The 12,618-nt window shown below is 28.8% G+C and carries 11 protein-coding genes; 4 read left to right on the forward strand and 7 right to left on the reverse strand.

Going from position 1 to position 12,618, the window contains the following annotated elements; translation table 11 throughout:
• Positions 1-261: 261 nt before the first annotated feature.
• Genes modB through CAMP5082_RS07290 form a run of 3 tightly spaced genes read right to left on the reverse strand, consistent with a single transcriptional unit; the run spans position 262 to position 3,948 of the window.
• Positions 262-939 carry a molybdate ABC transporter permease subunit gene (gene modB, locus CAMP5082_RS07280; RefSeq protein ID WP_263679660.1) on the reverse strand — a complete coding sequence of 226 codons (678 nt, stop codon included), beginning with the start codon at positions 937-939 and terminating at the stop codon, positions 262-264.
• A gap of 37 nt (positions 940-976) precedes the next feature.
• On the reverse strand, positions 977-2,182 hold the full coding sequence (locus CAMP5082_RS07285) for a saccharopine dehydrogenase family protein (RefSeq protein WP_337206337.1): 1,206 nt from the start codon (positions 2,180-2,182) through the stop codon (positions 977-979).
• Positions 2,179-3,948, reverse strand: coding sequence for a DUF262 domain-containing protein (locus tag CAMP5082_RS07290; RefSeq protein WP_337206338.1), 1,770 nt, complete (start codon positions 3,946-3,948; stop codon positions 2,179-2,181). The genes CAMP5082_RS07285 and CAMP5082_RS07290 overlap by 4 nt, the downstream gene beginning before the upstream one ends.
• Positions 3,949-4,392: 444 nt before the next feature.
• Here CAMP5082_RS07290 and putP point away from each other — a divergent pair, with 444 nt between their 5' ends.
• The 4 genes from putP to CAMP5082_RS07310 all read left to right on the forward strand — a co-directional run bounded on the left by putP (position 4,393) and on the right by CAMP5082_RS07310 (position 8,856).
• Positions 4,393-5,871 (forward strand): sodium/proline symporter PutP, encoded by a 1,479-nt coding sequence (gene putP, locus CAMP5082_RS07295; protein WP_337206339.1) that lies wholly within the window; start codon positions 4,393-4,395, stop codon positions 5,869-5,871.
• The gene (locus CAMP5082_RS07300; RefSeq protein ID WP_039617759.1) at positions 5,872-6,843 is read left to right on the forward strand and encodes a putative transporter; all 972 of its coding nucleotides are present in this window, start codon (positions 5,872-5,874) and stop codon (positions 6,841-6,843) included.
• A gap of 88 nt (positions 6,844-6,931) precedes the next feature.
• The gene (locus CAMP5082_RS07305; protein WP_337206340.1) at positions 6,932-8,302 is read left to right on the forward strand and encodes a hemolysin family protein; all 1,371 of its coding nucleotides are present in this window, start codon (positions 6,932-6,934) and stop codon (positions 8,300-8,302) included.
• Positions 8,303-8,367: 65 nt separating this feature from the next.
• Positions 8,368-8,856, forward strand: coding sequence for a pyridoxamine 5'-phosphate oxidase family protein (locus CAMP5082_RS07310; protein WP_337206341.1), 489 nt, complete (start codon positions 8,368-8,370; stop codon positions 8,854-8,856).
• Positions 8,857-8,888: 32 nt separating this feature from the next.
• Here the strand turns inward: CAMP5082_RS07310 and fusA are convergent, their stop codons facing one another.
• The 4 genes from fusA to CAMP5082_RS07330 all read right to left on the reverse strand — a co-directional run bounded on the left by fusA (position 8,889) and on the right by CAMP5082_RS07330 (position 12,593).
• On the reverse strand, positions 8,889-10,964 hold the full coding sequence (fusA, locus tag CAMP5082_RS07315) for an elongation factor G (protein ID WP_263664231.1): 2,076 nt from the start codon (positions 10,962-10,964) through the stop codon (positions 8,889-8,891).
• Positions 10,965-10,976: 12 nt separating this feature from the next.
• Positions 10,977-11,447, reverse strand: a complete 471-nt coding sequence (rpsG, locus tag CAMP5082_RS07320; RefSeq protein ID WP_012661188.1) for a 30S ribosomal protein S7 — start codon at positions 11,445-11,447, stop codon at positions 10,977-10,979.
• Between the two features lie 67 nt (positions 11,448-11,514).
• Positions 11,515-11,898, reverse strand: coding sequence for a 30S ribosomal protein S12 (rpsL, locus tag CAMP5082_RS07325; protein WP_012661187.1), 384 nt, complete (start codon positions 11,896-11,898; stop codon positions 11,515-11,517).
• 62 nt (positions 11,899-11,960) lie between these two features.
• Positions 11,961-12,593: a CatA-like O-acetyltransferase gene (locus tag CAMP5082_RS07330; protein ID WP_337206342.1), complete on the reverse strand. Its 633-nt coding sequence runs from the start codon at positions 12,591-12,593 to the stop codon at positions 11,961-11,963.
• Positions 12,594-12,618: the final 25 nt, after the last annotated feature.

Below are 12,618 nucleotides of genomic sequence, written 5' to 3' on the forward strand. Positions count from 1 at the left end.
AAAAAAAAGGGGGGGGGGTAAAAAAAGGACTATGGATATTGGTTTATAACATGTGGTAAATTTTTAGAAAAATAGTGGGAAATGATAGAATATGAGTTATTATAAAATATGAAAAAATTCGTGTCAAATATAAAGAAAATAATATCTTAAATATAGATAATAAATAAGAAAGTAAAAGAGAATACAAACAATTAAAGATAAACCTTGATTTAGATAAATTTATACTCAAAATACTTGAAAACAATAAATGGATTAAGTATATTATCTTTTTTGTTTATTAAGAAGATTCACACTTAGTAAAACAATAAAACTAAAAATTAATAGTATGAGACTATAAATATGGGCTGTGGTAAAATCTAAATTTTCCATACTTTCATATATAGCAATACTAGCTACTTTTGTTTCTCCGCTTAAAGAACCGCCTATCATTAATACTATACCAAACTCACCCATAGTATGTGCAAAACTTATCACCAAAGCACTTAATATAGCTGGTTTAATACTAGGTAAGATTACTTTAAAAAGTGTGATGAAAGAATTTTTTCCCAAAGAAAAACTAGCTTCTATAATATTTTTAGAAATCATAGACATTGCATTATATAAAGGATTAAACATAAAAGGTAAAGAATAAATACAACTTGCTATCACTAAACCTTCAAAGGTAAAAGCTAAAGTGATATTAAAGTGTTTTTCTAAAAAATTACCCAAAAAAGAGTATTTTGAAAACAAAATCAACAAGTAAAAACCAACAACAGATGGTGGTAAAACCAAAGGTAAGGTTATTATGGTTTCTAGAATTTTTTTTGCTCTAAATTGCTTAAAAGTAAAAACCCAAGCAAGAGGTATGCAAAAACAAAACAAAATTATACAAGTAATAATAGAAAGCTTTATGGAAACTAAAAAAGGTGTCCAATCTATACTTAATAATAATTGTGTCATTATTGAAACTTTCTCAAGTCAAAAAAAAGACTTGAGATTACTTTCCTAAATTTGGCTCCATTTCTATAATTTTCCAAGGAAGTCCTTGAGTATTTAACTCATCCATAAAAGGTTTAGCATCAAATTCTTCCATGTTAAACACACCTTTTCCTTGCCAAATTCCTTTAGCAATTAACTTTGTTCCTATCATTGCAGGAACTCCGGTAGTATAACTCACAGCTTGCGCTCCAGTTTCTTTAAAGCACTCTTCGTGATTGCAAACATTGTAAATATAAACTTGTCTATCTTTTCCATCTTTTACACCACGAATCACACAACCTATATTAGTATAACCTTTAGTGCGAGGGCCTAAACTAGCAGGATCAGGAAGTAGTGTTTTTAAAAATTCTATTGGTATTATTTCTTTGCCTTGATGCATAACAGGCTTAATACCTAGCATACCAACATTTTCAAGACATTTCATATGAGTTAAATAGCTTTGCCCAAAAGTCATAAAAAATCTTATTCTTTTTAAACCTTTGATATTTTTTACTAAGCTTTCAAGCTCCTCATGATAAAGTAAATAGCTATCCTTTACCCCTACTTCAGGATAATCCCATTCCATTTTTATTTCCATAGGTGCAGTTTCTATCCATTTTCCATTTTCCCAGTAACGACCTTTAGCAGAAACTTCTCTTAAGTTAATTTCAGGGTTAAAATTAGTTGCAAAGGCATAGCCATGATCTCCAGCATTGCAATCTAATATATCTATATAATGAATTTCATCAAACAAATTTTGCTGTGCATAAGCACAAAATACATTAGTAACACCTGGATCAAAACCGCTACCTAAAAGTCCTAAAATTCCTGCTTGTTTAAATTTATCATTTCTTGCCCATTGTTCTTTATATTCAAATTTAGCTAAATCAGGATGTTCATAATTTGCAGTATCTACGTAGTGGATATTAGTTTGAATACACGCATCCATTAAAGTAAGATCTTGATAAGGTAAAGCTACATTTAGTAAAATTTCAGCTCCTGTTTTTTTGATAAGTTCTACAACAGCAGCAGTGTCATCTGCATCTATTTGCTCAGTTTGAATTTCTACACCTAAACGCTCTTTTATAAAAGCTGCTATTTCATCACATTTACTTTTAGTTCTACTTGCTAGGGTTATTTTGCTAAAAATATCACTATTCATTGCACATTTTACAGTCGCAACACGACTTACACCACCTGCACCTATAATCAAAAGATTTTTCATTTATTTTCCTTTATTTTTATACTAAATAATTTTTCTATTTCATTACAAAACCATTTTCGTCTATTTTTCATTGAATCTTCATTCCATTGTGTTATTTCTTTTTTTTCATAATTGTTTATAATTATTTGAGTAATTAAAAAAGAGCTTTGCTTTTTATCTTTTCCCTCGCCTTTATAAATTTCTATTTTTTTATCAAATGGTTTATTACCAGCATCTATATTTTTTTTATCTTTTAATAATGTTAAATTACAACAGCTATTTAAATAATTATCAGCAATCTCTTTATTTATATGAGGATAAAATTTTTCATATGATTTTGGTAATATATGTTCTATATGAGCTTGTTCTAAATCAATAAATTCTCTTTGTTCGCTATCATCTTGATTATATTCTATTAAAATCAGTAATGGTTTAATCCATTTATTATGATTATATATATCTTTATTTAATATATTTTCCACAGCTTTCTTTTCTACTTCGTCTTTATTATATTTATTTACTAAAATTTCATTTATTTCTAATATATCTTTATTGTCTTTTATCATATTTATTAATTGAAAAGATATTTGTTTTATTTTTGATAAAGTGTAACCAGCAATCCAATATAAATAATAAAATTTTCTAAGTAAAATTAACAATTTTAAATGATCTTTATATTTGGTATGCAAAGAAGTCATTATAACTGCTATAGGATGTATTGTCCATGGTAAATACCAAAAAGAATTTACAATTTTGTTATTATTATTAAACAAATCATTTACATATTCATCACAAAAATTTTTAAATTCATCAATAATTTCTTTAGTTGTTTTTCCTTTGAATTGATTTTCTAATTCTACATGCAATGATTTTTTAGGATTACTACCTAGCAAGAAATACCCAAATAATGTAAACATATTTTCCATAGATATCTTTTGGTAATCACCTGTTTTGGATAATATAGTTTCAATTTCTTTCCAAACCATAACAAATGAATTTTCTTCGTTTTTAGCGTATTGCAAATCATCTTTATTTTCTTCGTATATTTTATTTATTAAAATACTTTTAATTAAGTCTAATTGGGTTAAATCAAGACCCCTATCATTAATCGTTTGAAATAATTTAATTGCGGTATTTAAATTACTGCAAATAATTTTAATCAATAATACTTTATTAAAAAGATAATTAACAAAGTTATTAATTTCATCTTGATTTATATCTAATAAGCATTTTAATTTTTCATAAATTATCACAGCTGTATTTTTATATTTAAATTTAGGGTCATCTAATTTTATTTCTTTTTTACTAGGTTTTTTAAAACTTTGTATATTATTATTATTATTATTTAAAAATAATAAATCAAAATCGTTTTTATATTGTGGATTTTGTGAAAATTTTAATCTTTGAAAATGATTGTTTATGTATATACATTGTTCAATTCTTTGTATGTTTATATCATCTGGATTTTTATATTCTTCATTGATATTTTTAAAACAATCTCTCAAAACACAAAATAATATCATTAATGTAGTAATTCTTTGTTGCCCATCAATTACTTCATATTCATAATTATCACTTGATTGTTTTGTAACAACTATAGAGCCTAAAAAATAATTTTCTCCTTCATCATACTGGTTATTTTTATATGCTTCATATATATCATCAAATAATTGTTCAACCTGCTCATCTTCCCATTTATATGGTCTTTGATAATTTGGTATTTTGTAAATATTATTACTACTAAATATATCTACAATAGATTTACTTTCTACTTCAAATTCTTTCATATTAAACAACCTTTTTTCATAAAAAAATAAAATTCAGATATTATTATACAATATTTATTAAAACATAAAAAAAGAACTTTGTTTTTATTTTTTTTAGTATTAAATTATACAATAGCAATCTTTTTATATACTATAATTGTTTAAGTATTATCTTTAATTAATATAAAATTTTAGCAAAATTTTATTTATTGAAATTAATTTAAGTATAAATTCAACTACTACTTTCGCTAAACGTCGTAATTTTACTTTTGGTTAAGATAAATATATTTTAATTGTTATCGTAGATTAATCTCATCTATATACAAAATATTTTCGATAAAAAATAATATTTTAGATATTTACATCATTTAAATATATTTTAAATTATAAAAATAATATTTTTATAATGTTTTTTTAAACCAAAACAAGTAAAATGATAGTTTTTTAAATTTTTTAAGGACACTTATGAATTTACAAAGTGTGGAACTTTCTTATCCTATTGTTATTACTTTTATTACCTATGCATTTTTAATGCTTTTTATAGGTTTGTATTTTTACAAAAAAAATCAAAACAGTAAAGATTATTTTGTTGGTAATGCTTCCATGGGGCCTGTAATATCTGCCTTAAGTGCAGGTGCTTCTGATATGAGTAGTTGGCTTTTAATGGCTTTTCCTGGTGCTTTATATGCAGCTGGTTTGGGACAAATTTATATAGCCATAGGTTTAAGCTTTGGTATGTTTTTGAACTGGACTTTTGTTGCTAAAAGATTAAAGATTTTTTCTCAAATAGCCAAAGAATGTATTACAATTCCTGATTTTTTCGAAAGTCGCTTTCATGATGATAAGCATATTTTAAGAAGCATTTGCGCAATAGTTATTTTAGTATTTTTTACTATTTACATTAGCGCTGGATTAGTAAGTGGCGCTAAGCTTTTTGAAAGCGTATTTAATTTACCTTATATTTTTGCTTTAAGCATTGGATTTTTAGTTATTGTTTTATATACTTTTTTAGGTGGTTATAAAGCCGTATGCTGGACTGATATGATTCAAGGACTTTTAATGATGAGCTCATTAATCATCATTCCTTTTGTGATGATTTTTGAACTTGGTGGCTTTGGTGAAGCCTTTTCTACTATAAATGATGTAAAACCCCAAGCCTTTGGTTTAGATGGTGGTGGTTGGCTAGTCGTAGTATCGACCCTAGCATGGGGGCTTGGTTATTTTGGCCAACCTCACATTTTAATCCGCTTTATTTCTATAAAAAATATAAAAGAAATTCCTACTGCAACTTTTATAGGTATAACTTGGATGGTAATTTCTTTATTTGGTGCTGCTATGATAGGATTTTTAGGTATTGCTTATATAGCCAAATTTAATCTTACTTTAAATGACCCTGAAAGAATATTTATTGTAATGTCTCAAGTGCTTTTTAATCCTTGGGTGGCAGGAATTTTACTCAGTGCAATTTTAGCAGCTATAATGAGCACTGCGAGTTCTCAACTACTAGTATGCGCTTCTAGCTTGGTGCAAGATTTTTATACACAAATCTTAAAAAGAAAAACAAATGATAAAAATATTACTTTATTATCACGTCTAGGTGTTTTAGCTGTTGCATGTGTAGCCTTTATACTTTCACTTGATACTCAAAGTCAAATTTTAAGTATAGTTTCTTACGCTTGGGCTGGTTTTGGTGCTAGTTTTGGAAGTGTTATTTTATTTTCTTTATTTTATAAAAATATGAGCAAAGAAGGTGCTATAGCTGGAATGGTTAGCGGAGCTTTAACTGTTATATTTTATAAACATTTTGGCTCAAATTTTATAGCAATTTATGAAATCATCCCTGGATTTTTAGTTGCGAGTTGTTTTATTGTGATTTTTAGCATAATTTTTAAAGCAAAAAAACATACAATAAAACACTATGAAAAAATGTTAAAAGAAATTTAAATGTTTAAATCTTTTTTTTATTCAAAAAAATGGGCATTGTGGGCTTATTTGGGTTTGTTTTTTTTGCTAGCTTCTTTACTCGCTCAAACTTCCATTAATGTTGCAATAAATGAATGGTATAAAGAATTTTATGATGTTTTACAAGATGCAAAAAATCACAGCATAGATGACTTTTATCATTTTATTAAGCAATTTTTATATTTAGCATTGCCTTATGTATTAATCGCTACTATCACACAATATTTTGGAAGTATTTATGCCTTTAAATGGCGTGAGGCTATGACTTTTGATTATATTAAATTTTGGCAAAAAAAAGATGACAATATAGAAGGTAGCTCACAAAGAATTCAAGAAGATATTTATAATTTTTCAAAAATCATAGAAAGCTTAGGATTGGCTTTTGTTAAGGCAATTATGACTTTAATTGCTTTTGTGCCAATTTTATGGATGTTAAGTGCGCACGTTAATTTACCTATCTTAAAAGATATTAATGGTTCTTTAGTATGGATTGCATTTTTGGTTTCTTTGGGAGGTCTTGTTATATCATGGTTTGTTGGTATTAAATTACCTGGTCTTGAATATAATAATCAAAAAGCCGAAGCTGCTTTTAGAAAAGAACTTGTTTTTGCTGAAGATGATAGAAAAAATTATGCGAGCGATGAAAGTATTTTAAGTTTATTTACTGGACTTAAAATCAATTATAAAAGATTATTTTTGCATTATGGATATTTTAATATATGGCTTTATTTATTTGAGCAAATCATGGTTATAGTGCCTTTTTTAATCATGGCTCCAAGCTTGTTTTTAGGACTTATACAACTTGGAATTATCATACAAGTTGGCAATGCTTTTGATCAAGTTAGATCTTCATTTAGTATTTTCATCACCAACTGGACAACTATCACGCAATTGCGCAGCATTTATAAGCGCTTAGATGAATTTGAAAAAAATATTGAATACAGAAAACATTAAATTAATTTAAAATATATCATTTATTTTAAGCTAATTTTATAGTTTTGATTTGATATAATTTTGCAAAAATTTTATTAAAGGAGTTTTTTTGGACCCCAGTCAATCTTTAGACTTAAATCAAACATTACCCGCTGTTGCCTCAATTGATGTAGGCTATTCTACTTTTATGATTCTTGTTGCATTAGCTTTAGTGCTTTTAAATGGATTTTTTGTTTTATCTGAATTTGCTATTGTTAAAGTACGTAGATCAAAACTTGAAGAAATGGTAAAAGAAAAAAAACGTAATGCAAAAAAAGCTTTAGAAGTAACCTCAAAACTAGATACTTATTTAAGTGCTTGCCAACTTGGTATTACACTAAGCTCTCTTGCTCTTGGTTGGATAGGTGAACCTGCTATTGCTAAAATTCTTGAAGTTCCTTTGGCAAATTTAGGCTTAGCTCCGGCATTAATTCACACCATAGCATTTATTATTGCTTTTGCTATTATCACATTATTACATGTTGTATTAGGTGAATTAGTTCCAAAAAGTGTTGCTATCGCTATTGCAGATAAAGCTGTTTTATGGATTGCAAGACCATTGCATTTATTTTGGTTGCTTTTCTTACCTTTTATCAAAACATTTGACTTTTTAGCTGCAATTTCTTTAAAAGTTATAGGTATTAAACCTGCTAAAGAACATGAATTAAGCCACTCTGAAGAAGAGATTAAATTTATTGCAAGTGAAAGCCAAAAAGGTGGAATACTGGATGAGTTTGAAACTGAAATCATACGCAATGCTGTTGATTTTTCAGATACAGTAGCAAAAGAAATCATGACACCTAGAAAAGATATGATATGTCTTAACAAACAAAAAAGCTACGAAGAAAATATGCAAATAGTTTGTCAATACAAACATACACGCTTTCCATATATAGATGGTTCTAAAGATATCATTTTGGGTATGGTACACATTAGAGACATCATGCAAAATGAACTTAGCAAAGATAAGAAAAATTTAGATGATTTTTTAATCAAAATGATCTTAGTTCCAGAAAATATCAGCATATCCAAAGTTCTTTTCATGATGAATAAAGAACAAGTACACACAGCATTAGTAGTAGATGAATATGGTGGTACAGCCGGTCTTTTAACCATGGAAGATATTATGGAGGAAATCGTTGGAGATATTAACGATGAGCATGATGATTCTAGTCCACATTTTAAAAAACTTGCAGAAAACATTTATGAATTTCAAGGAAGATATGAAATTAGCGAAGTAGAAGAAATGCTTGATATACGCTTTAATGAGGAATTAGAGCAAGTCACTATAGGTGGATATGTTTTCAATCTTTTAGGACGCTTACCAGTAGTTGGAGATAGAATAGAAGATGAATTCTGCTACTATGAAGTCAAAAAGATGGATGGAAATAGTATAGAACGCATTAAAGTTGTACGCAAAAATACTGATGAAGAAGAGTAAACAAACTCTTCTTTTTGCTCTCACATAGTCCTTAACCTATCCATTCTAACCTACAAGGAAAATATATGCAATTACACGATGAAATCAATCAATTTATACAAGAATGCAAAAGCATTATGATATCTTCTTTAAATTTAAATAATCAAACCATATGTTCATATACACCTATTATAAAAATTAAAAATGACTTTTATATTTATATTTATATTAGTGAAATTGCTGAACACTTTGAAGGAGTAAAATACAATAATAAAAACATAGAAATTATGTTTATAGAAGATGAAAAAGATTGCGTGTCAATCTTTGCAAGAAAAAGACTTAAATTTAGAGTAGAGAGTGTAGAAATAACAAGAGATAATCAACTCTTTGAGCAAGTATTAAATACTTATGAAAATGAAAACAATAAAGAAATAATCCAAGTCATTAAAAATATGAAAGATTTTCATTTATTTCAGCTGATACTAAAAAATGGAAGATATGTTAAAGGTTTTGGAAAAGCATATGAAATTAATGAAGGAATAATTAATTTAATTAATTCAAAAGGACATAAATAATTCAAGATGAGCTTTTTGCTCATCTTGATAGATTAACCATTTCTTTTTTTGATAATTTCTTCAGAAACGTTTTTTGGAACTTCATCATAGTGATCAAATTCCATAGAATAAGTAGCACGGCCTTGAGTTTGACTTCTAAGATCAGTTGAGTAACCAAACATCTCAGCCAAAGGACAAAATGCTGTAATAATTTTATTACCACCTCTTTCATCCATTGAATTTACTTGACCACGACGTTTATTTAAATCTCCAATAACATCACCCATATATTCTTCTGGAGTTTCAACTTCAACTTTCATCATAGGTTCTAAGATTACCGCACCTGCTTTTCTAGCACCTTCCTTAAAGCCCATAGAAGCAGCAAGTTTAAACGCCATTTCAGAAGAATCCACTTCGTGGTAACTTCCATCATAAACAGTTACTTTAACATCTTCAACAGGATATCCTGCTAAAACACCGTTTTGCAATGCTTCTTGAACACCTTTATCAACTGCTGGAATATATTCTTTTGGAATTACCCCACCTTTGATATCATTTACAAACTCATAACCACTACCTGGCTCAAGTGGCTCAAGTCTTAAGAATACATGACCATACTGACCACGACCACCTGATTGTTTAGCGTATTTGTATTCTTGCTCAACTGTTTTTCTAATAGTTTCACGGTAAGCAACTTGAGGTTGACCAACTTCTGCTTCAACTTTAAACTCACGAAGCATTCTATCAACAATAATTTCTAAGTGAAGCTCGCCCATACCTGAGATGATAGTTTGACCGCTTTCTTCATCTGTAGAAACTCTAAAGCTTGGATCTTCTTGAGCTAATTTATTTAAAGCAATAGACATTTTTTCTTGATCTGCTTTTGTTTTAGGCTCAACAGCAACTGAAATAACAGGATCTGGGAAATCCATTCTTTCTAGAATAACTTTATCTTTTTCACTTGCTAAAGTATCACCAGTGAGTGTGTCTTTAAGACCAACAACTGCTCCGATTTCTCCTGCGTATAAAGTTTTAATCTCTTCTCTTTTATTGGAGTGCATTTTCAAAAGACGGCCAATTCTTTCTTTTTTATCTTTTGTTGAGTTGTACGCATAAGAACCGCTTTCTAAACTTCCTCTATATACACGAACGAAAGTTAATTGCCCAACAAAAGGGTCAGTCATAATTTTAAATGCAAGACCTGCAAATTCACCATCATCAGTTGATTTTACAGAAACCTCTGTACCATCTTCATACTCACCTTTGATATTAGCAACTTCATCAGGAGCTGGTAAATAAGCAACAACAGCATCAAGCAATGGTTGAACACCTTTGTTTTTAAAAGCCGTACCACAAAGCATAGGAACCATAGAAAGACTTAAGCATCCTGCTTTAATGCCTGCTTTGATTTCTTCTTGAGTAAGCTCTTCACCACCTAAATATTTTTCCATTAATTCATCGCTTGTTTCAGAAACCGCTTCTATCATTTTTACACGATATTCTTCAGCCTTTTCTTTAAGCTCAGCTGGAATTTCTTTTTCTACATAATCAGTTGGTTTGCTTTCATCTTCCCATACCAAAGCTTTCATAGTGATAAGATCAATCACACCTTTGAAATTATCTTCAGCACCAATTGGAATTTGAAGTGGAACTGGGTTACCTTTTAAGCGATTTTTAATTTGCTCTTCCACGTTAAAGAAATTTGCACCAATTCTGTCCATTTTATTTACAAAAACAATTCTTGGAACACCATATTTATTAGCTTGTCTCCAAACAGTTTCTGATTGTGGTTGAACTCCACCTACTGAACAAAATACTGCAACAGCACCATCTAAAACACGCATTGATCTTTCAACTTCGATTGTAAAGTCAACGTGGCCTGGAGTGTCTATAAGGTTGATTTGGTGATTTTTCCAAAAACAAGTTGTAGCAGCAGAAGTAATTGTAATACCTCTTTCTTTTTCTTGTTCCATCCAGTCCATTGTAGCTGCACCATCATGTACTTCGCCAATTTTATGACTCATACCTGTAAAGAAAAGAATTCTTTCACTAGTAGTTGTTTTACCAGCATCAATGTGAGCTGCAATACCTATATTTCTAACTCTTTTTAAAGGAGTACTTCTTGACATGTTTTACTCCTCTTACCAGCGATAATGAGCAAATGCTTTATTAGCTTCTGCCATTTTATAAGTATCTTCTTTCTTCTTAAATGAAGCGCCTTTACTATTAGCTGCGTCTAATAATTCAGCTGCTAATTTTTCAATCATAGTTCTTTCACTTCTTTTTCTAGCAAAAGAAATAATCCATCTTATAGCTAAAGCTTGTTGTCTAGCTGGGCGTACTTCTACTGGAACTTGATAAGTAGCACCACCAACACGACGAGATTTAACTTCTAATAAAGGCTTAATATTTTCAATAGCATCATTAAAAATTTCTATACCTTTTTTTTCTCCACCTTTTTTATCGATAGCTTCTAAAGCACCATACATAATAGTAGTAGCTGTGCTTTTTTTACCATCATACATTAAAGAATTAATGAATTTTGTGATTACTTTATTTCCATAAATCGGATCTGGCAAGACTTCTCTTACCGGAGCTTTTCTTCTTCTCATAATTTTCCTTCAAATTTATAATTTTACTCAAACAAAATCAAATCTAACGGATTTGTCTGCAATCTTATTACTTAGCTGCTGCTTTAGGGCGTTTTGCACCATATTTAGAACGAGAAACAGTTCTTTTTGCAACACCTGCAGTATCTAAGGCACCACGAACAATGTGATACTTAACACCTGGTAAGTCTTTTACCCTACCACCACGCACTAAAACGATGCTGTGTTCTTGTAGATTGTGACCTTCACCACCGATATAACTAATAACTTCAAAGCCACTTGTAAGTCTTACTTTGGCAACTTTTCTTAACGCTGAGTTTGGTTTTTTAGGAGTTGTTGTATAAACCCTAGTACAAACTCCCCTTCTTTGTGGGCAATTTTTAAGCGCTGGTGATTTAGATTTTTCTAAAACTTTTTTGCGCTCTTTTCTAACCAATTGATTTATGGTTGGCACAGTAATTCCTTTCATTAATAAAATAATAAACTTTGGATAATATCTAAATTTTACTTATAAAATTATAAACTATTAAGGTTTTCTTGGAGTTTTTCTAAAAACAAATAAATGTGATAAGCATCATTGCTGGCATGATTAACATTAATACTAAAAGGAATGAGAATTTTTTTATTTTCTTTTATAATCTTTCCACTTGTTATAATAGGAAAGAAATACTGCTCTTTTTTTGGCAAGTGTAAAGAAAAATTCTCAAAAGCCACCCAAGGAATGGCAGAAATATTAAAAAGATTATCTATAGGCTCTTTTAAAAACATACTTTTATCGTTTCTTATTAATTGTTTATCCTCTTCATATAAAGATAAAAAATCATTTAAATTTTCTTTATAGAAAGTCCAAAGAACAGAAAAAGTTTTAGAGTCCTTATGAAAAATAGTATAAGAAGGATGGATAATATCATAACATATTAGTTGTTTGTTTTGATCTAAACTAAATTTAAAATTATCAAAAGCATTTATACTTTTACTAATAGTGTGGATAAAACAAGGGTAGAATTCATAATTATTGTTTTTAATAAAATAATAAAAAGAACTAATATCTAATTTAACAGTAATTTCAAACGAGCAAGGAATATTTTGAGTATAAAAGTTAAAATGTTCTTTTCTTTTATATTGTTCTAAATCAATTATTTTAAACATAAAATACTTAAAAAATCCTAGCAAA

Source organism: Campylobacter sp. LMG 17559 (assembly GCF_024723605.1).
Taxonomy (GTDB): domain Bacteria; phylum Campylobacterota; class Campylobacteria; order Campylobacterales; family Campylobacteraceae; genus Campylobacter_D.